At 61.7% G+C, this 18,719-nt stretch carries 18 protein-coding genes; 2 read left to right on the top strand and 16 right to left on the bottom strand.

Annotated features, from left to right (window positions below):
* Positions 1-116: 116 nt before the first annotated feature.
* Positions 117-1,742, bottom strand: a complete 1,626-nt coding sequence (locus CLV74_RS09815; RefSeq protein ID WP_106264058.1) for a GMC family oxidoreductase — start codon at positions 1,740-1,742, stop codon at positions 117-119.
* Positions 1,743-1,854: 112 nt separating this feature from the next.
* On the opposite strand from CLV74_RS09815, the gene CLV74_RS09810 reads away from it, so the two are divergent.
* Positions 1,855-2,748, top strand: a complete 894-nt coding sequence (locus CLV74_RS09810) for a LysR family transcriptional regulator (protein WP_106264056.1) — start codon at positions 1,855-1,857, stop codon at positions 2,746-2,748.
* Positions 2,749-2,778: 30 nt separating this feature from the next.
* Here CLV74_RS09810 and nadC read toward each other — a convergent pair whose 3' ends face one another.
* Genes nadC through nadA form a run of 3 tightly spaced genes read right to left on the bottom strand, consistent with a single transcriptional unit; the run spans position 2,779 to position 6,238 of the window.
* Positions 2,779-3,624: a carboxylating nicotinate-nucleotide diphosphorylase gene (gene nadC / locus CLV74_RS09805; RefSeq protein ID WP_106264054.1), complete on the bottom strand. Its 846-nt coding sequence runs from the start codon at positions 3,622-3,624 to the stop codon at positions 2,779-2,781.
* A gap of 3 nt (positions 3,625-3,627) precedes the next feature.
* Complete coding sequence (locus tag CLV74_RS09800) at positions 3,628-5,187, bottom strand: L-aspartate oxidase (protein WP_106264052.1); 1,560 nt, start codon at positions 5,185-5,187, stop codon at positions 3,628-3,630.
* A gap of 7 nt (positions 5,188-5,194) precedes the next feature.
* Positions 5,195-6,238, bottom strand: a complete 1,044-nt coding sequence (gene nadA / locus CLV74_RS09795; protein WP_425430976.1) for a quinolinate synthase NadA — start codon at positions 6,236-6,238, stop codon at positions 5,195-5,197.
* A 365-nt stretch (positions 6,239-6,603) separates the two neighbouring features.
* Here nadA and CLV74_RS22800 point away from each other — a divergent pair, with 365 nt between their 5' ends.
* Positions 6,604-6,852, top strand: coding sequence for a WGR domain-containing protein (locus tag CLV74_RS22800; protein ID WP_170108013.1), 249 nt, complete (start codon positions 6,604-6,606; stop codon positions 6,850-6,852).
* A gap of 10 nt (positions 6,853-6,862) precedes the next feature.
* Here CLV74_RS22800 and CLV74_RS09785 read toward each other — a convergent pair whose 3' ends face one another.
* From CLV74_RS09785 to CLV74_RS09730, 12 genes are all read right to left on the bottom strand, one after another.
* On the bottom strand, positions 6,863-7,573 hold the full coding sequence (locus tag CLV74_RS09785; RefSeq protein WP_106264048.1) for a glycosyltransferase family 2 protein: 711 nt from the start codon (positions 7,571-7,573) through the stop codon (positions 6,863-6,865).
* A gap of 7 nt (positions 7,574-7,580) precedes the next feature.
* Entirely contained in the window at positions 7,581-8,153 is a 573-nt protein-coding gene (locus CLV74_RS09780) for a DedA family protein (RefSeq protein ID WP_106264047.1), read from the bottom strand.
* On the bottom strand, positions 8,150-9,265 hold the full coding sequence (locus CLV74_RS09775) for a glycosyltransferase (protein ID WP_106264046.1): 1,116 nt from the start codon (positions 9,263-9,265) through the stop codon (positions 8,150-8,152). The genes CLV74_RS09780 and CLV74_RS09775 overlap by 4 nt, the downstream gene beginning before the upstream one ends.
* Positions 9,265-10,092 (bottom strand): UDP-2,3-diacylglucosamine diphosphatase, encoded by an 828-nt coding sequence (locus CLV74_RS09770; protein WP_106264045.1) that lies wholly within the window; start codon positions 10,090-10,092, stop codon positions 9,265-9,267. The genes CLV74_RS09775 and CLV74_RS09770 overlap by 1 nt, the downstream gene beginning before the upstream one ends.
* A gap of 224 nt (positions 10,093-10,316) precedes the next feature.
* A complete protein-coding gene (locus CLV74_RS09765) occupies positions 10,317-11,408 on the bottom strand; it encodes a Gfo/Idh/MocA family protein (RefSeq protein WP_245888503.1) in 1,092 nt (363 codons plus the stop codon).
* Positions 11,405-12,463: a sugar phosphate isomerase/epimerase family protein gene (locus tag CLV74_RS09760; protein WP_106264245.1), complete on the bottom strand. Its 1,059-nt coding sequence runs from the start codon at positions 12,461-12,463 to the stop codon at positions 11,405-11,407. The genes CLV74_RS09765 and CLV74_RS09760 overlap by 4 nt, the downstream gene beginning before the upstream one ends.
* A complete protein-coding gene (locus tag CLV74_RS09755) occupies positions 12,460-13,605 on the bottom strand; it encodes a Gfo/Idh/MocA family protein (RefSeq protein WP_106264044.1) in 1,146 nt (381 codons plus the stop codon). The genes CLV74_RS09760 and CLV74_RS09755 overlap by 4 nt, the downstream gene beginning before the upstream one ends.
* Positions 13,606-13,607: 2 nt before the next feature.
* Positions 13,608-14,354, bottom strand: a complete 747-nt coding sequence (locus tag CLV74_RS09750; RefSeq protein ID WP_106264043.1) for a sugar phosphate isomerase/epimerase family protein — start codon at positions 14,352-14,354, stop codon at positions 13,608-13,610.
* Positions 14,355-14,366: 12 nt separating this feature from the next.
* Positions 14,367-15,470 (bottom strand): ABC transporter ATP-binding protein, encoded by a 1,104-nt coding sequence (locus CLV74_RS09745; protein WP_106264042.1) that lies wholly within the window; start codon positions 15,468-15,470, stop codon positions 14,367-14,369.
* A gap of 17 nt (positions 15,471-15,487) precedes the next feature.
* Positions 15,488-16,408: a carbohydrate ABC transporter permease gene (locus tag CLV74_RS09740; RefSeq protein ID WP_106264041.1), complete on the bottom strand. Its 921-nt coding sequence runs from the start codon at positions 16,406-16,408 to the stop codon at positions 15,488-15,490.
* On the bottom strand, positions 16,401-17,315 hold the full coding sequence (locus CLV74_RS09735; protein ID WP_106264040.1) for a carbohydrate ABC transporter permease: 915 nt from the start codon (positions 17,313-17,315) through the stop codon (positions 16,401-16,403). Before CLV74_RS09735 ends, CLV74_RS09740 begins: the two co-directional genes overlap by 8 nt.
* Before the next feature lie 67 nt (positions 17,316-17,382).
* The gene (locus CLV74_RS09730; protein WP_106264039.1) at positions 17,383-18,618 is read right to left on the bottom strand and encodes an ABC transporter substrate-binding protein; all 1,236 of its coding nucleotides are present in this window, start codon (positions 18,616-18,618) and stop codon (positions 17,383-17,385) included.
* Positions 18,619-18,719: the final 101 nt, after the last annotated feature.

Below are 18,719 nucleotides of genomic sequence, written 5' to 3'. Positions count from 1 at the left end.
TGTGCCGTGAGTATTTGAAATCAAAGAGAAACATGAAAAAGGGCGCAGCTTCGCACCGCGCCCCGATATTTTTAATATATTTTTGATGAAGGGCGCGAAGCGGGCCGTTTTACCCGTCAGGCCGAGAGGGATATACCCGAACGGGCGTCTTCCTTGATCAGGTCGCTGGCTTTTTCCGCGATCATAATTGTGGGTGAATTTGTGTTGCCTGATGTGATCTGCGGCATGACCGAGGCATCCACCACGCGCAGCCCTTCGATCCCGCGCACGCGCAGGCGTTCATCGACAACCGAGGCCGGATCGGTGCCCATGCGGGCGGTGCCCACGGGGTGGAAGATGGTCGAGGCGATGTTGCCTGCGCCCGTCGCCAGCTCGGCATCTGTCTGGAAGGCGGGGCCGGGTTTGAACTCTTCGGGGCTGTATTTCGCCAGCGGCTCTTGCGCCATGATCTGGCGTGTCAGCTTGATCGCGCGGGCGGCGACAAGGCGGTCGCCTTCGGTGCTAAGGTAGTTCGGCTGGATTTCCGGATGGTCCAGCGGATTGCGGCTGGTGATCTGCACATGGCCACGGCTTTCGGGACGCAGATGGCAGACGCTGGCAGTGATCGCAGGGAAGGGGTGCGGCGCTTGGCCGAACGCCTCCAGCGTCACGGGCTGGACGTGGTATTCTAGGTCGGGCGTTGCCACATCGGGGCTGGAATAGGCAAAGGCCGCCAACTGGCTGGGGGCCATAGACATGGGCCCTGACCGTTTCAGCACATATTCCAGGCCGATCATGCCCTTGCCCCAAAGGCTGTTTGCCATCGTGTTAAGGGTCTTGGCCCCTTGGACCTTATAGGCGCAGCGGATTTGCAGGTGGTCTTGCAGGTTGCCGCCCACTTGAGCGTTTTCATGCAGCACCTCGATCCCGTGCTGTTGCAGCAGCGCCCCCGGACCGATGCCCGACAGTTGCAGCAGTTGGGGCGAGTTTATGGCCCCTGCCGACAGGATCACCTCGGCCCGTGCGCGGGCTTTGGCCGGTTGGCCTTGGACGCGCAGGCTGAGGCCCGTGGCGCGGCGGCCCTCGAAGGTCAGTTGTTCGGCCTGAGCATGGGTGACCACGCGCAGGTTCGTGCGGTTGCGGGCGGGTTTGAGAAAGCCCTTTGAGGTACTCCACCGCCAGCCAGCTTTCTGGTTCACCTTGAAATAGCCGACGCCAAAGTTGTCGCCAGTGTTGAAGTCCGGTGTCTCGGGGATGCCTGCGGCAACGGCGGCGTGCTTCCATGCCTCAAGGATCTCCCAGCGCAGGCGCTGTTCCTCGACCCGCCATTCGCCGCCCGCGCCGTGGTGATCGTTTTTGCCGGCGTAATAGTCCTCGGATTTCATGAAGTAAGGCAGCACATCATCCCAGCCCCAACCGGTCAGACCCATCTGCCGCCAGCCGTCATAGTCCGCTGCCTGTCCGCGCAGATAGAGCATGCCGTTGATGGACGAGCAGCCCCCCAGAACTTTGCCGCGGGGATAGAGCAACTGGCGGTCGTTGAGACCTGCGCAGGGGGCGGTCTTGTAGCCCCAGTCCGTGCGGGGGTTGCCGATGCAATAGAGATAGCCGACGGGGATGTGGATCCAGTGGTATTTGTCATGGCCGCCTGCCTCTAGCAGTAGCACGGATTTCGTCGGGTCTTCGCTCAGGCGGTTGGCCACCACGCATCCAGCCGAGCCTGCGCCCACGACGATGTAATCATATGTCCCCAGATCCAGCATGTCCCGTGTCCTCCCCTTGGCGATCCTCTGTTGCAGTATTGTGCAAAAGGGGGTGGACGGGGAATGAACGGTTTTGCACAGTGCATGTCTGAAATCGTGCAGGGCGTCCGTGATGCAGTTTGACTGGGAAGATATCCGCTATTTCCTTGAGACCGAGCGGGCAGGGCGCATGGCCTTGGCGGCGCGGCGGATGGGGGTCAGCCACACAACTGTGGCCCGCCATATTGACCGGCTGGAGCGGCAGCTTGGCGCGCAGGTGTTCGAGCGCAGCGATGAGGGGATGCTGCTGACCGATCTGGGGCAGGGAATTCTGTCCCATGCCCGCAGTATGGAGCAAGGGGCCTTGGCCCTGTCTGACCGCTTGGGGGGCAAGTCCCAGGCTTTGACGGGTGTGGTGCGGGTTGGTGCGCCGGATGGTTTTGGCAATGCGGTACTCTCGCGCATCCTGCCGCAACTGTCGGCCCAAGAGCCTGGCCTGACGATTGAGCTAGTGCCAGTTCCGCGTACGCACTCCCTGTGGAAACGGGATGTGGACATTGCCATCAGTCTGGACCGCCCCAAGACCGGTCGCCTGATGATGCGCAAGCTGGTGGACTATGATCTGCGCCTTTACGGAGCGCCTGCCTTGCTACCCGAACAGGACAGGCCGCAGACGAAAGAGGATCTGCGCGATCTGCCGTTTGTGGGCTACATCGACGATTTACTTTACACTGGAGAGCTGGATTTCAACCGCCTGATCGATCCCCAGTTGCGGGTGATCTACAAGGCCGCCACGGTCAAGGCGCAGATGGATGCGATCTGTGCCGGCGCGGGCCTAGGGGTGCTGCCGTGCTTTATGGCGGCGCAAAAGGACTTGGTGGCGGTGCTGCCCGATGAGGTGCAGTTCAACCGCCGCTATTGGCTGCTGTATCCCGAAGAATTTCGCGATCTGGCCCGCATCCGGCGGGTTGCGGATTTCATCGTGGATGCAGTGCGCAGCAGTGGGGTACGGTTTACCTATGGGTAAGGGTGTCCCCCCAGAACGGCGAAGGCCGGATTAGAAATCCAGCCCCAAGTCCAGCGTCTTGGCCGAGTGGGTCAGTGCCCCAGAGCTGATGTAATCCACACCTGTCGCGGCAACTTCGGCCACGCGCGGCAGGGTCATGTTGCCAGAGGCTTCCAGCACCAGCTTGCCCGCGTTCATGGCCACGGCCTCTTTCAGGGTCGGCGTGTCCATGTTGTCCAGCAGGACCACATCTGCGCCGCCGATTTCCAGCACTTGGGACAGTTGCTCTAGCGTGTCCACTTCGATCTCGACCCGCATCATGTGGCTGGCCTGCGCCTTGACGGCCTCAAGCACGGGCGCGATGCCGCCAGCGGCTGCGATGTGGTTGTCCTTGATCAGAATGGCGTCCGACAGGCTAAAGCGATGGTTGAACCCACCTCCGTGCAGAACCGCCTGCTTTTCCACCAGACGCAGACCGGGTGTGGTCTTGCGGGTGCAGGTGACGCGGCAATTGGTGCCTTTGGTCTCGGCCACATAGGTCGCGGTCATGGTGGCGATGCCGGTCAGGCGACCGGCAAAGTTCAGCGCTACACGCTCGCCCGACAGGATGCTGGCCGCGCTGCCTTCAATGGTCATCAGAACATCGCCCTTGGCGCAGGGCTGGCCATCCGCGATCAAGGTTTCGATCTTTAGCGACGGGTCCACCAAATGGAATGCGATGCGGGCGATCTGCATCCCCGACACCACGCCAGCTTCACGGGCATTCAGTCGCGCGGTGTAGGTCACATCGGCGGGGATCACCGTGCGGGTGGTGATGTCGCCATAGGTGCCAAGGTCTTCGGCAAGCGCGTTGCGGATCACAGGTTCCAGAACCAGATCGGGCAGGGGGGAATACATCGCTTACTCCTTGGCGTAGCGGGCGCGGATATCAAGAGCCTCGGCCAGCGTCATCTCTGTGCGCTCGCCGGTGGGGGCCGTTTGGGGAAAGTCCGAGCGGAAATGGGCGCCGCGGCTTTCTTCGCGTTTCAGGGCAGCGGCGGCGATCAGGGTCGCTGTGGCCGTCATGTTGGCCAGTGCGTCGCACTTGGGCTGGCTGAATTCGATCAGATAAATGCGGGCCAGCGCATCCTTCAGATCAGCGCCGTTGCGGACCACACCCACTTTGTCGGTCATGATCCGGCGCAGGTCCGCCACAAGATCTTCGCGCGGTGCGGCGATGGTGCCATTGTCTGCCAGATGCACCTCGGGTGCCAGAGCCGCCTTGCCAAGACCTGCCATGATCGAGATCGCGGCACGGCGGGCATAGACCAGCGCCTCGAGCAGCCCGTTCGAGGCCAGACGGTTCGCCCCGTGCAATCCGGTCGAGGCACATTCCCCGCAGCACCACAGTCCGTCCAGGGACGCACGCCCATGATCATCCACCTTGATGCCGCCCATGTGGTAGTGGGCCGCTGCGGCGACGGGGATGGGGTCCTTCACGGGATCGATGCCAGCGCGGGCGCAGGCCTCGGCCACGGCGGGGAAAAGGGTCAGGATTTCGGGGCCGATGGCCTCGCGCGTATCCAGCATAGGACGATAGCCCGCTTGGGTCTGCGCATAGATGCCACGGGCAACGATATCACGGGGCGCCAGCTCTGCGTCAGGGTGCAGACCTTGCATGAACCGCTTGCCGTCCTTGTTGATCAGGATCGCCCCTTCGCCGCGCAGGGCCTCGGTGGCCAAGGGGGCAGGGTCTTCGCCGCAGGCAATAGCTGTAGGGTGAAACTGCACAAACTCTGGGTCCGCGATCACCGCACCGGCGCGGGCCGCCATACCAATGACCTGACCGCGAATGCGGGGCGGGTTGGTTGTCAGGGCATAAAGCCCGCCCGAGCCGCCGCCCGCCATCAGATGCGCCGCGCCTTTGACCAGCACAGGCGCGCTGCGATCATCGCCCGATCCGGCAATCCAGACACCGACAACGCGGCCGTCTTCGACCTCAAGGCCCGTCGCCATATGGCGTTCCATGACCTGAACCGAGGGCGTTTCGCGGACTTGGGCCACCAGCGCTTTCATGATCTCGGCACCGGCCTGATCGCCGCGCACGCGCACAACGCGGGCAAAGCTGTGGGCGGCCTCACGACTCATGACGTATTGGCCGTCTTTGGTCCGGTCAAAGGGCGTGCCCAGAGAGGTCAGGGTCAGGATGTGATCGCGGGCCTCTTTGCAGACCGCTTGCGCCACACCCGCATCAACCGTGCCAGCGCCTGCAATCACCGTGTCACGGGCGTGGTCTTCGGGGGTGTCGCGGTCATCCATGGCCGCTGCGACACCGCCTTGGGCCCATGCGGAACTGGCCCCTTCACCAAGGTTCTCGGGCGAGATCATCAGCACGGGATGGGGCGCCAGACTGAGCGCCGCATAAAGCGCGCCAAGGCCAGCGCCGACGATCACCACACGATCGGTGGTCACAGCTGTCATGATAGGATCAGAGCCCCAGTTTCTTGGACATGTCGATCATGCGCTGCACTGCTACCCGCGCGCCTTCGGCAACGGCGGGATCCACCTCGATCTGGGTGGTCATGGTGTGCAGGCTGTACAGCACCTTTTCCAAAGTGATTTTCTTCATGTAAGGGCACATGTTGCAGGGGCCGACAAAGTCCACCTCTGGCAGTGCATCCGCGATATTCGACGCCATCGAGCATTCGGTGACCAGCATCGCCTTTTCAGGCTTGTTGTCGGTCACATACTTGATGATCCCGCTGGTCGAGCCGCTGAAGTCCGATGCCTCAACCACAGAGGGCGGGCATTCGGGGTGGGCGATGACGACAGTGCCGGGGTTCCATTCGCGGAACTCGTTGATGTCCTGCGCGGTGTATTGTTCATGCACGATGCACGAGCCTTCCCACCAGACGATGCGCTTGTTCTTGACGCGCTGCGCGACGTTCTGTGCCAGATACTGGTCGGGGGTCATGATGACGGTGTCCGCCTCCAAGGCCTCGACGATCTGCACCGCGTTCGAACTGGTGCAGCAGATATCGGATGCGGCTTTTACCTCGGCGGTGGTGTTCACATAGGTGACCACGGGCGCACCGGGGAACTTGCGGCGCATCTCTTCGATGCCGGCAGGGGTGATGCTTTCGGCCAGCGAACAGCCAGCTTCCATGTCGGGCATCAGAACAATCTTGTCGGGCGACAGGATCTTGCTGGTTTCGGCCATGAAATGCACGCCGCCCTGAACGATGACGTCGGCTTCGACCTTCGCGGCCTCGATCGCCAGTTGTAGGCTGTCGCCTACCACATCGGAGATGCCGTGAAAGATATCGGGCGTCATGTAGTTATGCGCCAGAATGACCGCGTTGCGCTCTTTCTTCAGCTGGTTGATGGCGCGGATATAAGGCGCAGCCATCAGAAAATCAGGCGGTGTCACCACGCGGTTCATCCGCGCGTAGATGTCCTGCATGCTATCGGCAAGGTCAGCCGAGGGCGTCAGGTCATAGGCTTCGGAAAGCTCCGAGCGCATCGCGTTCATATCCAGCACGAGTCGTGTCCTCCACAAGGATCCGGCCCGCGCCCCCGTTTTCGGGCTGGATGTCACAGGACATCTGGCGGGCATGAAAACCGATGTCCTTTTCTACAGGTCTTAAGGGCAGGGTCAACGGCGTCCAAAGGTCTAAAAGCGCCAGATCGTTGAACAATCGGTCAAGAAACGTCGATTTTCTGCCGAAATCCGGCCGCTTGTTTCCGATGATAGGCGCGAATGCGCGGGGTGTTGCATTCAGGGCAGGGTTGCGCAAATTCCCGTGTCCCTTGGTTCAGGCACTGGAAAATCCGGTACGGAAAGGGTTAACAGGGCGCCACCCTAGAAACTTTGCCGAAAGACCCAAGGCCGCGCCCGTGCAAATCCGTCTGGAAAAGGTCAATCATATACGCCGTCAGCGCAGCTATTGCGTGATCACCATGGGGCAGACGCTCTTTGGGGAATGGTTCGTGCGGCGCGAGTGGGGCCGGATCGGCACCCACGGGAAGTATTCGGTCATGTATCTGGGGACCTGTCAAGAAGCGCTGGAAACCTCCGAGGCGTTGAAGCTAGCGGTCTGCCGCAAGGGCTATGCACCGATACCGGTGCAGTTGCCCCTGTTCTGATAACAGAAGGTCAGTGCGCAAAGCGGCGGCGCGGGCTGATCCGCTGGGACCGAAGCGCCTTGATCTGCCGCAGGGCAACGGTGGGGCCGACAGTCGCGAACATATCCGCCAGCATGTTCATATCCGCCAGCGCACCGCGCAGCCGCCCCAGCTTTTGCCATTTGGGCGTGCTTTCCACCGCAGGCCATTCCACCACCGAAAGCCGCAGGTTCTGCTGGATCCAAAGCGTGTTCAGAAACACCTCTAGCCCGAAGCCCCGCAAATTTCGGATGGTTTCCGTATGGGCCGACAGCAGGGCGCGGGGCATGATCCGCTCGCCCGAGATATAATCGACCCCAAGCCAATGCCACAGACGCGGCGCGTTGCGGCGCAGGGACAGGGAAACATCCGCATCGCCTTCGGTGACGGGTTTTATCAGCGCGCTGATCTCTTGCAGGCCCAAGCCCTTCAGGTCGCTATCCAGAAACAGCAGCAGATCGCCTGTGGCCTCTTCGATGCCAGTGGCGATGGCGCTGGATTTGCCGCTGTTGCTCTCATGCCGGACCAATTGGAAATGACCATACAGCGCGCTGGTCTCTAGCGCCTGCGCGACGGTGCTATCGGTCGAGCCGTCATCGACCATGATGATCTCGGACAAGGAAGGGTGGTCCAATGCGACCTTCAGCACCTCGGCAATGCGGTTGGCTTCGTTGTAGGCGGGGATAATGCAGGTGATCCTCATAGGTCCTCTAGCGACATAGACGCGGCCCGCGCAGCCGCCACAGCAGCGCAAGGCCAATTGCGATGACAACGCCGACCGAGGCCCAAGAGATCCATTGATCAATGCGGGCATAGGCATTGCCCATGCCGTACCCCAGCCCCATGAACAAAGCGGTCTTGATCAAGGTCAGTGCGGTGTTGATCCATAGAAAGCGGCCAAGGGCCATGCGCCCCATCCCAGCGGCCAGCAAAACAGCGCCGCCCGCCGCGTGGGTCAGTTTCCCAAAGGCCAGCGTGCGTGCGCCCGCGTGATGGAAACGACGGGACAGTAGCCGTAGATGACCTTCGCGCAGGCCAAGCAGCCGCATCACCCGTTGCGCGACCCGTGCCGCGCCCCAGCGGCCCAGACCATAGAACGCCAGATCGCCCGCCAGATCGGCCAGCACCAGAACGACATAGAGCGCCAGCGGATCAAGCAGCCCGCCAAACGCCATCCATGCCGAGATCACGGTGATGATCGGCCCTTCCAGAAGGGCAATCGGGGCGATGATCAGCAGGCCGTATTGGGCGATCAGGGGTTCGATTGTGGTTAGATCTATCATGGGTGCGGGGCCTCTGGCCCTGCGGTGACGGCATTGCCGCGCCACTCGAATGACTTGCGGGCCCAAGTGCTGGCCCAGATCACCGGTGTCAGTACATCGCGCACCACATAGGCCACCACGTCGCGGGGTGACGCAGGCCAACCGGCGATGCAGGCCAAGGTCCACTCGGTCCCGTACCAAAGCGCCAGCAACGCGGGCAGGGTCCACGCGGGCCAAGCGCCGGTCAAGATTGCGGTAAGGGTCAGCAGAACGGGCACCAGCGGGCCTTGTGCGATCTCGGCCAGAAACAGGGGCAGAAAGCCGTCGCGGCGGATTTGCGACCAACGCATCTGCCGTCCCCACATGGCACTAAGGCTGCGGAGCCCGATGGGCTGCGCATATAGGCGCGGAGGCAGTTTGACCTTGAGGTCTTGGGCGCGGACCAGATGGGTCAGGGCCGCGTCCTCTGCCAGAAGGCGGCCAAGGGCAGGCAGGCCGCCACCCGCCTCTAAGGTTTGGCGTGCGATGAACAGGGTCTTGCCTTGGGCAAAGCCGTAGCCCACCTGATCGGCGGCCAGCTGCCAGCGCCCTTGCAGGGTGTTCAGGAAGGCGCACTCGACCGAAGCCCAGAAGTTGTCTGGCCGGATGCCTGCTGCCGGACCCGACACAGCGCCGATGCCATCGCGCCATTGGCCCATGAGTTCCGTCACATATGAGCGGGGCAGTAGCAGGTTGCTGTCGGTCATCAAGATCAGATCTGACGCGGCGGCGTGGTAGCCTTTGGCCAGATTGTTGACCTTGGGATTGCCGGTAATCAGGTCCTCGCCGATCAGCAGCGTCGCGGGCGCTTCGGGATGCTGCTGCATCAGGCGCTGGACCACGGCAACCGCCGGATCGTTTTTGTGGGCGGCACAAAAGATGATCTCGTGATCGCGGTAGTCTTGGCCGAAGGATGACGCCAGCGTTTCCGCATCAAACGGGTCTGCCCCGCACACGGGCCGCAGTAGCGATACCTTGGGGCCGCGGGCCACAGGCTGCGCCCGAGAGGGGAACAAATAGCGCCAAGCGGCCAGAGCACATGTCGCAACATGTAGCAGAACGGCGACAGCAAGGATGATCAGCAGGACGGTCATCAGGAAATCGCCTCGGGCAAGGGAGTGTCAGAACTTGCGGCGCGTCTTTCGGCCCGCGCGGCCTCGGCGACGGCGGTGAAATCCAACAGCCGCAGAGTGCCGCAGGTGTCCTCGATCAGGGCGGTCATTCCGTCTACCCAGTCGCCGCAATTGGCAAACAGCATCCCGTCATGGCTGCGCATCACGGGCCGGTGCGAGTGGCCACAGATCACGCCGTCCGCATCCTTTTCCCGCGCCAGCGCCAAGGCGCGGCGTTCGAAGGTGTAGCCCATGCAAAGCATCTTGTTGAAACTGCTTAGCAGGATCTCAACGGGGGTACGGCGGCTGTCGGGCAGGGCAAAGCGATCACGCCACCCCGCATCCAGCCAGCGCAGTAAACAGTCCATCCGGCTGCCAAGTCGGGTCATGAAGTGCTGACGCAGGATGCGCCCGTCGCATTGGTCGCCGTGGATCACAAGGAACTGCTGGCCGCTTGCAGTAGTGTGCAGGGCCTCATCAACCTGATGCCAGCCGATCTTGGGGGCATCGGCGCCTGTGCGCATGGGGGCGTCATGGTTGCCGGGCAGGTAGACCAGATTGCGCCCCCGACGCAGAAGCTGGCGTAGGGCGTTCAGCAAGGCATCGTGATCCTCGGACCAATGGATCTGCCCCCCATGCCAGAAATCAAGAATGTCCCCGACCAGATAGACGGTCTCAGCCTCGACCATCTGGAGCATCCTTGTCACCGCGTCGGGACGGGCCCCGCGTGCGCCAAGATGAATGTCAGAAAGGAAAAGACTGCGGCAATGGATACGTTGCTCGGGAGCGACAGCGACAAACGGGGTCATCTAAATTCCGGCCATTCTGCGAGTGCGAAAAGGTTGGCCGAGTTGTGTCGCTGTTACGTTTCGGAATTGTGACGAATGGCGCGGCGGCGGCTGGTGGATCGTCTTAATTCTGATTTATAAATTATTATCAGGTTGTTAACTTGTGTGAAGTTTTCGTAACGCCTGCCGGTTTTTGGCTGGGATCGCCGGTGGTGAAGCTCTTTCCGGCGATCCCTGTACTTGCGCTAGAGACGGGTCCAGCGGGCGTCATCCGCGCTAGAGCGGACAGAGGCCGCGATGAACCGCATGCCCTTCAGCCCGTCCTGCAAGGAGGGCAGGTGATCGGGGACGGACCCTGCAAGGATCGCATCGGCCGCATCGCTGTAGATCTGGGCAAAGGCCTCAAGGTAGCCTTCGGGGTGACCTGCGGGCACGCGGGTCTGTCCCTGAAAGCCTGCGCCGCCTGTGGTCAGGATGCGCGGGGCTTCGCCCAGCGGGGCAAAGCGCAGCTCATTGCAGCGGGTTTGGCACCAGTCCACGCTGGCCTTGTCACCGATGACCCGCACACGGATATCATTCTCATGGCCTGGTGCGACCTGTGACGCCCAAAGCATCCCCTTGGCCCCGCCCGACAGACGCAGCAGCATCTGCGCGTCATCATCCACCTTGCGTCCCTCGACGAAGGTGCTCAGCTGCGCGGCCACGGCCTCGATCTCAAGGCCCGAGGTGTAGCGGGCCAGATGGGCGGCGTGGCTGCCGATATCCCCGATGGCACCGCCGCCCGATTGGGCAGGGTCCACGCGCCAGTCCGCCTGCTTGCCAGTCACGGGCTCGGACAACCAATCTTGCACGTATTCCACATGTACCATGCGGATTTTGCCAAGCGCGCCTTCGGCCACCAGACGCCGCGCCTCGCGGACCATATGATAGCCCGCGTAGGTGTGTGTCAGAACAAACAGGGCTTTAGAGCCAGCGGCGATCTGCACCAGTTCTTCGGCCTCAGCCAAGGTGGCGGTCATCGGCTTGTCGCAGATGACGTGGATGCCCGCTTCAAGAAAGGCCTTGGCCATAGGCAGGTGCATGTTGTTCGGCGTCACGATGGACACCGCCTGAATGCCATCCTCGCGGGCGGCCTCGGCCAGCGCCATATCCCGATAGTCGCTATAGCTGCGGCTCAGGCCGATCTCATCGGCCGAGGCCTGCGCCCGCGCGGCGTTTGATGACAGCGCCCCTGCGACTAGATCGAACCGGTCATCCAGCCGCGCCGCCATGCGATGCACGGCGCCGATGAATGCGCCTTGCCCGCCGCCGACCATGCCTAGTCTGATCCGGTTCATGCGGTGATCCCCAGCATCCGGCGCACTGCGTCCCGATCCGTGCCTGCACCTGCGAAGTCGTCAAATGCATGGGGCGTGGGCTCGATGATGTGGCGGGCGATAAAGGGCGCGCCTTCAGCAGCTCCTTGGGCAGGGGATTTGATAGCGCATTCCCACTCCAGCACGGCCCAACCGTCATAGCCGTATTGGGTCAGCTTGCTGAAGATACCCGCAAAGTCCACCTGACCATCCCCAAGGCTGCGGAAGCGGCCCGCGCGGTTCGCCCAAGTTTCAAAGCCCGAATAGACCCCTTGGCGGGCGGTCGGGTTAAACTCGGCATCCTTCACGTGAAAGGCTTTGATCCGGTCATGGTAGAGGTCGATGAACCCCAGATAGTCCAGTTGCTGCAGGACAAAATGCGAGGGGTCGTAATTGATGCAGGCCCGTGCGTGGCTGTCCACCGCATCGACGAAGCGTTCAAAGCTGGCACCGTCCATGAGGTCTTCGCCCGGATGGATTTCGTAGGCGTAGTCCACGCCCTGATCCTCGTGCGCGTCCAGAATGGGTTTCCAGCGGCGGCCGAGTTCGGCAAAGGCCTCTTCCACCAGACCCGCAGGGCGCTGGGGCCACGGGTAAAGGTAGGGCCATGCCAATGCGCCCGAGAACCCGACCTGCACATCCAGCCCCATGTTGCGCGAGGCTTTGGCGGCCTTGACGCATTCGCCTGCGGCCCAAGCAGCCTGTTCCAGCGGCTTGCCGCGCAGCGCTTCTGGGGCGAACCCGTCGAACTGGGGGGCAAAGGCGGGGTGAACGGCCACTAACTGGCCTTGGATGTGGGTGGACAGTTCTGTGATTTCGACGCCTTTGTCGGCGCAGAGGCCCTTTAGTTCGTCACAATAGTCTTTGCTGCTGGCTGCGCGATCCAGATCGATAAAGCGGGGGTCGCAGGGCACCTGAATGCCCTTATATCCCAGACCTGCCGCCCATCCGGCGATGTTTTCCAGCGTGTCGAAGGGTGCGTCCGTCCCCGCGAATTGGGCCAGAAAGATCGCCGGTCCTTTGATCATTCCCATCAGACGGTTTCCTCTTGTTTCATCAGGGCGCGGGCGGCGTCCGGTGTCAGGGCCTCGGGGCGCTCGCACGTGGTGGTCATGGGCACGAAGGTGCCAGTTTCGCCGGATGTCAGGATGCCGGTCATCACCTCAACCACATGCAGGGCAAAGGCATCGTTGCAGCGGTGGGGGCGGCCCTCGGCAATCGCCAGCGCCATGTCTGCCAGACCCGCAGTTCGATAGTCGGCCACCTTGCCCCACGGAACCTCGCGGTTGGCGGGGCCCATAGGGTGATCCCATGCGGGCAGATCGGCGGGCTCTTTGCGGTTGGTCACGCGGACCTCTCCGTCAAAGAAGTTCGGATCGGGCACGTGGATGGTGCCTTCGGTACCGTACAGCGCCATCGGTTGCAGATCGTGCTGCCAGACATCCCAGCTAGAGACAAAGGTGATCACCGCGCCATTGGCGAACTCCAGCAGGGCGTGGATGGTGGTCGGGGTTTCCACGGGGATTTCCTCGCCCCGGCGGGGTTCCGAGCCGATGGTACGGGTGGGCGACGGGATCGACGACAGCGCCCCGACGCGGGCCACGGGACCCAGCAGTTGCACGAGGTTCGCGATGTAGTACGGACCTAGGTCCAGAACCGGCCCGCCGCCCTTCAGGAAGAAGAAGTCGGGGTTCGGGTGCCAGTCTTCCATCCCGTGGGACATGACCGCACAGGTGCCCGAAGTGATGCGCCCGACCATGCCGCTGTCGATGATGTGACGCGCCAACTGGTGCGAGGTGCCAAGGATCGTGTCCGGCGCAGAGCCTAGACGCAGACCTTTTTCGGTGGCCAAAGCCGCCAGTTCACGGCCCTCTTCCAAAGACAGGACGTAGGGCTTTTCCGAATAGACGTGCTTGCCTGCCTCTAGTGCGGCTTTGGTCACGGCAAAGTGGGCGGCGGGGATGGTCAGGTTCAGGACCAGATCGACTTCGGGGTCGGCCAGTAGCTCATCAACTGATAGGGCACGGACGCCGAACTCATCCGCCCGCGCTTTGGCCGCATCAAGGTTCAGGTCTGCAACGGCCACGTATTTCAGCCCGCGAAAGGCGGCTTCGCGTGACAGGTAAGAGCCAGAGATATTGCCCGCGCCTATGACGCCGATATTCAAGGGTTTGGTCATGCTCAGAGGCTCCGGTAATGGGCGATGGCCTGCTTGGCAAAGCGGTCCAGATCGCTGGGGTTGTCATGTTCTGCCACCAATACGGCGCAGCGGGTCTTTTCACGCAGGGCGGTCAGGATGGCGGGCCAGTCCACGGTGCCGGTGCCCGGATCGGCCCAACCGTCCTCATCGGTCTTTTCGCCTGCGGGGGCGATGTCCTTGAAGTGGGCGGCGGTGATGCGATCACCGTATTTGTTGATCCACGCGATAGGATCGGCACCGCCACGGACCACCCAAGCCACGTCCATCTCCCAATCGATCATGGGCGCGCGGGTTAGCAGGATGTCCATGGGCACGCCGCCGTCGGCCAGTGTCACCATCTCAAAGTCGTGGTTATGCCAGCCAAGGGGAATGCCGAACTCGGCCATCGCCGCGTGACAGGCAGCCAGACGGTCGGCCAGCGCCTCCCATTCGGCGCTGGTTTTGCCGCGCTGTTCGGGGGCGATCCACGGGGCGTAAACCGCCGTTGTCCCAAGTTTTGCAGCCAGTTTCGCCACACCTTCTGCATCCTCTTCCAGCATTTGCAGGGGAACGTGCAGCGTGGGCATAGTCAGGCCAGCGGCATCCAGCGCCGCGCGGGTTTCATCACCCTCGGCGAAGTTGCCTAAAAAGCCCTCGGCGGCGTCATAGCCATAGTCTCCCAGACGGGCGATGACATCCGTATAGGGCGTGAAGTTACGGGCCGAGAACAGTTGCAACGATAGTTTCATGGTGAGCTTTCCTTAAATACGCTGTTCGCTCTGGGCATCGAACAGGGATGCACAGTCGATATCGAAACCGATGGGCAAGGTCTGCCCCTCGTGAATAGTGGTTTGTCCGTCCAGACGGATGCGGAATTCGTCGCCGCCGATACGCGTCCACAGCAGGGTGTCGGCGCCCATCGGCTCGACCACCTCAATGGTGACCTCGGTCTGGCAGGCGCAGTGGCGGGCGTCATCGCCGATCTTCACGTGCTCGGGGCGAATGCCGAAGACGGTGTCGCCGCTGGTCCAAGGACCTTCGGACCACCCGTAGCCGGTCAGAGGCATACGGACAGGGCCCACAAACTCGCTGCCTTCAATCCGGCCTCGGATAAAGTTCATGGGCGGCGCGCCGATAAAGCCTGCCACATAGAGGTTCGCTGGGCGGTTGTAGATTTCCAGAGGCTGGGCAAGCTGCTGGATGACACCGCCGCGCATGATGGCGATGCGGTCCGCAAGGGTCATTGCTTCGATCTGGTCATGGGTAACGTAGATCATGGTGTTCGCAAGGCTCTGGTGCAGACGCTTGAGTTCCACCCGCAATTCGGCCCGCAGTTTGGCGTCTAGGTTCGACAGAGGCTCGTCAAAGAGGAACACGTCCACGTCCCGCACCAAGGCACGGCCGATGGCCACCCGCTGGCGCTGACCGCCCGACAAAGCGGCGGGCTTGCGGTCCAGTAGGGGCTGTAGGTGCAAGAGTTCAGCGGCACGGGTGACGCGGCGCTCGATCTCGTCCTTGGGAACGCGGGCGTTCTTTAGGCCGAACGAGAGGTTCCCTTTTACGGTCATCTGCGGGTAGAGGGCATAGGACTGGAACACCATACCGATGCCCCGTTCGGACGGTTCGGCCCAAGTGACGTTCTGCCCTTCGATAAAGATCTGCCCGCCGGTGGGCTCCAAGAGGCCCGCGATACAGTTCAGCAGGGTAGACTTGCCACAGCCAGAGGCGCCAAGCAGCACCAGAAACTCACCCTTGGCGATATCAAGGTTCAGGTCTTGCAGCACGTTCACCGCGCCAAAACTGAGTTGCAGATCACGGATCGAGACTGAAATCCCGTCCAGAGCGGTTTGGGTTTGGTCAAGCATAAGAGGGGTTCCTTTCCTCAGCCCTTCACCGCGCCGGCTGCGATGCCGCGGACGAAAAGCTTGCCAGAGAGCAGATAGATGGACAGGGGGACAAGGCCGGTGATCAGGGTGGCGGCCATGTTGACGTTGTATTCCTTCACGCCCTGCACCGAGTTGACGATGTTGTTCAGCTGAACGGTCATCGGGTAGGCCTCGGGCTTGGTGTAGATGACGCCAAAGAGAAAGTCGTTCCAGATGCCGGTGACCTGTAGGATCATCGCGACGGTAAAGATCGGCAGGGACATGGGGACCAGAACCCGAAAGAAGATTCCCCAGAAGCCTGCACCATCCACACGGGCGGCTTTGAATAGCTCTTCCGGTAGAGACGCAAAGTAGTTACGGAACAACAGGGTTAGGATCGGCATGCCAAAGATCGTATGGACCAGCACCAGACCCCAGACATCGCCCATCAGGCCCAGTTCGCGCAGGATGATCACGATGGGGTAGATCATCACCTGATAGGGAATGAACGCCCCGAACAGCAGGATGCCGAAGAAGATCTCGGACCCTTTGAATTTCCAGTTCACCAGAGCATAGCCGTTCACCGAAGCCACAATGATCGACAGGATCACCGAAGGCACCGTGATCTTGACCGAGTTCCAAAAGCCGCGGCTTAGACCGTCACAGTTCAGACCGGTGCAAGCCTCGGCCCAGGCTTTAATCCACGGCTGGAAGGTGACCTCAACGGGTGGGGCAAAGATATTACCGACGCGCACCTCAGGCATGCCCTTTAGCGAGGTCATCACCATCACCCACAGGGGAAGGATGTAGTAGAGGCTGATCAGGCACAGGATGCCGTAAATCATGATGCGGTTGCCCGACAGGCGGCGTTTGGGTTTGGCGCCCTCGGCACCTGCCAGACGGCGGGGGGCGGTGTAGGTTTGCGAGAGATCAACCACGCTTTTTCCCTCCGAATTCAAAGATGGCCCAAGGAATGAGGATCAGCAGAACCGACACCAGCATCATGGTTGAGGCTGCAAATCCCTGCCCAAGGTTCTGTTTGTTGAACATGGCGTCATAGACGTATTTGGCGGGCATCTCCGATGCGATGCCGGGGCCGCCGTTGGTCAGCGCCACCACCAGATCGTAAAGCTTCACGATGCCGGTTGCGATCAGCACGGTCGCTGTCATGAAGGCTGGGCGCAGGATCGGGATGACCACAAAGATATAGGTCTTCCACGCAGGCACACCGTCCACGCGGCTGGCCTTCCAGATGTCTTCGTCCACGCCGCGCAGGGCAGCAAGCAGGATAACCGCGACCAGACCGGTGCCTTGCCACAGACCTGCCATTAGCATTGCTGCCAGCACGGTGTCGGGGTTGTGCAGGGGGTCGAAGGTAAAGCTTTCCCAACCCCAGCCACGTACGATGCCTTGGACGCCGAAATCTGGGTTCAGGATCCACTGCCACACAAGGCCGGTGACGATGAACGACAGGGAATAGGGAAACAGGATGATTGTCCGGAAGGCGCCTTCGGCGCGAACCTTCTGGTCCATCAGGGCCGCGATCACGAACCCCAATACCAGCGAGAACACCAGCGCAACCACGCCGTAGATCGCAATATTCTCGACCGAGGCCAGCCAGCGCCTTGTGCCCCAAAGGCGTTCATATTGGTCAAAGCCCACAAACTGGGTGCTGGGCAGCAGCTTGGATTTGGTGAAACTGTGCACCACCGTCCAAAGAGAGCAGCCGATGAAGATGACCAAAGCGGTCATGATCATGGGGAGGGCGGCAATCTTGGCCATCGGGTTCGATATCAGCCGCCGCGGCCGCCGGGCGGGCGCACGGGCGTGGTCTGTCACAGACATGGCAGGTCTCCGGAAAATCGTGTCCGTCGGTCCGCCGCCATAAGCGGCAGCGGACCTTGGGGGAGGATCACTCGTCGTTCAGAATGATCTCGACGAAGGCCGCGTGGGCGTCTTCGGTGCTCATGTCGCTGCCGAAGAACTCGGCCATCAGATCCTGGATCTGACCAACGGCGTCGGGGGTGATCAGCTGGTCGGTGCCAGTGATGACCTTGCCAGCGGCCAGCGTTTCCAGACCCTTCTGCATGCAGGGACCGGCGGCTGCCAGATCCACGTCACCACGGACAGGCAGCGAGCCCTTTTTCAGGTTGAAGGCCACTTGGCTTTCGGGGCTGATCAGTACCTTTGCCAGCTCTTTCTGGGCGGCAGTGGTGTCTGCGTTGTCGATCAGGGGGAAGTAGAAGGCATCACCGCCGGTCGAGATGCTGGGTTCGCCGCCCATGCCGATCAGACAGTTGTAATCCTCGCCAGCTTTCTGGCCCGCCAGTGCGAATTCGCCCTGCGCCCAATCGCCCATGACCTGCGCGGCGGCTTCGCCGTTGATCACTTTTGCGGTGGCAAGGTTCCAGTCCTGCACATTGCCACCGGCGTACATGTCGCGGGCTGCGTTCAGTTCTTCGAAGACAGCTTTGACCGCATCGCTGTTCAGAGTGTCTTCGTCCTTGTCGCGGTAAACCGCGTAATACAGGTCCTCAGAGGTGCCCGACAGGAAGTTGTGGACCAGATAGGCCTCTTGCCAACCCTGCGCGCCCATGGCTAGCGGCAGAATACCAGCTTCGCGCAGCTTGGGTGCGGCGGCTTTCAGTTCTTCCCAGTTGTTGACGGGATCAATCCCGGCTTTCTCGAACGCGGCGTTCGAGGTCCACATCCATTGGATCGAGTGGATGTTCAGGGGCACACAGTACACGCGGCCATCGACGGTGCAGGCGTCCAGCAGGGACTTGGGCTGGATGATCTCGGCCCAGTTGCCTTCTTCTGCGATGTCGGTGAGGTCCAGCATCAGACCGGCCTCGATCAGTTCCTGCGCCTGCTTGCCGTGGTTCAGCTGGGTCGCGGCCATCGGGTCACCACCGATAATGCGGCTGATGATGACGGGGCGGGCGGTGTTGCCCGAGCCTGCAATCGCGCCGTCCACCCATTTGTGGTCGGTCTTGGCTTCAAAGGCTTTCGCCAGTTCCTGCACGGCATTCGCTTCGCCGCCCGAGGTCCACCAATGGGTGACTTCAAGGTCTGCGGCGTTTGCTGCGATGGGCATAGCGAGGGCGGCTGCGCCCGCCATGAGGCGGCGCATGATCTGTGTCTTCATAAGTGGTTCCTCCCGGTTTGACGCGACGCCCAAAGGTGCGCCGCAAAGCTGCGCAAACGATTCCGCAAACTCCTCTTTTGCGTGTTGTAATCGTTTACATC

Origin of the sequence: Donghicola tyrosinivorans, assembly GCF_003003355.1 — a bacterium.
Lineage (GTDB): Bacteria > Pseudomonadota > Alphaproteobacteria > Rhodobacterales > Rhodobacteraceae > Donghicola > Donghicola tyrosinivorans.
This window is presented reverse-complemented; position numbering and strand designations above follow the sequence as displayed.

What these genes read in the sequence shown, in the direction of transcription:
- CLV74_RS09815 (WP_106264058.1), bottom strand. Translation starts at nt 1,742, where the DNA reads ATGCTGGATCTGGGGACATATGATTACATCGTCGTGGGCGCAGGCTCG.
- CLV74_RS09810 (WP_106264056.1), top strand. Translation starts at nt 1,855, where the DNA reads ATGCAGTTTGACTGGGAAGATATCCGCTATTTCCTTGAGACCGAGCGG.
- nadC (WP_106264054.1), bottom strand. Translation starts at nt 3,624, where the DNA reads ATGTATTCCCCCCTGCCCGATCTGGTTCTGGAACCTGTGATCCGCAAC.
- CLV74_RS09800 (WP_106264052.1), bottom strand. Translation starts at nt 5,187, where the DNA reads ATGACAGCTGTGACCACCGATCGTGTGGTGATCGTCGGCGCTGGCCTT.
- nadA (WP_425430976.1), bottom strand. Translation starts at nt 6,238, where the DNA reads ATGAACGCGATGCGCTCGGAGCTTTCCGAAGCCTATGACCTGACGCCC.
- CLV74_RS09785 (WP_106264048.1), bottom strand. Translation starts at nt 7,573, where the DNA reads ATGAGGATCACCTGCATTATCCCCGCCTACAACGAAGCCAACCGCATT.
- CLV74_RS09780 (WP_106264047.1), bottom strand. Translation starts at nt 8,153, where the DNA reads ATGATAGATCTAACCACAATCGAACCCCTGATCGCCCAATACGGCCTG.
- CLV74_RS09775 (WP_106264046.1), bottom strand. Translation starts at nt 9,265, where the DNA reads ATGACCGTCCTGCTGATCATCCTTGCTGTCGCCGTTCTGCTACATGTT.
- CLV74_RS09770 (WP_106264045.1), bottom strand. Translation starts at nt 10,092, where the DNA reads ATGACCCCGTTTGTCGCTGTCGCTCCCGAGCAACGTATCCATTGCCGC.
- CLV74_RS09765 (WP_245888503.1), bottom strand. Translation starts at nt 11,408, where the DNA reads ATGAACCGGATCAGACTAGGCATGGTCGGCGGCGGGCAAGGCGCATTC.
- CLV74_RS09755 (WP_106264044.1), bottom strand. Translation starts at nt 13,605, where the DNA reads ATGACCAAACCCTTGAATATCGGCGTCATAGGCGCGGGCAATATCTCT.
- CLV74_RS09750 (WP_106264043.1), bottom strand. Translation starts at nt 14,354, where the DNA reads ATGAAACTATCGTTGCAACTGTTCTCGGCCCGTAACTTCACGCCCTAT.
- CLV74_RS09745 (WP_106264042.1), bottom strand. Translation starts at nt 15,470, where the DNA reads ATGCTTGACCAAACCCAAACCGCTCTGGACGGGATTTCAGTCTCGATC.
- CLV74_RS09735 (WP_106264040.1), bottom strand. Translation starts at nt 17,315, where the DNA reads ATGTCTGTGACAGACCACGCCCGTGCGCCCGCCCGGCGGCCGCGGCGG.
- CLV74_RS09730 (WP_106264039.1), bottom strand. Translation starts at nt 18,618, where the DNA reads ATGAAGACACAGATCATGCGCCGCCTCATGGCGGGCGCAGCCGCCCTC.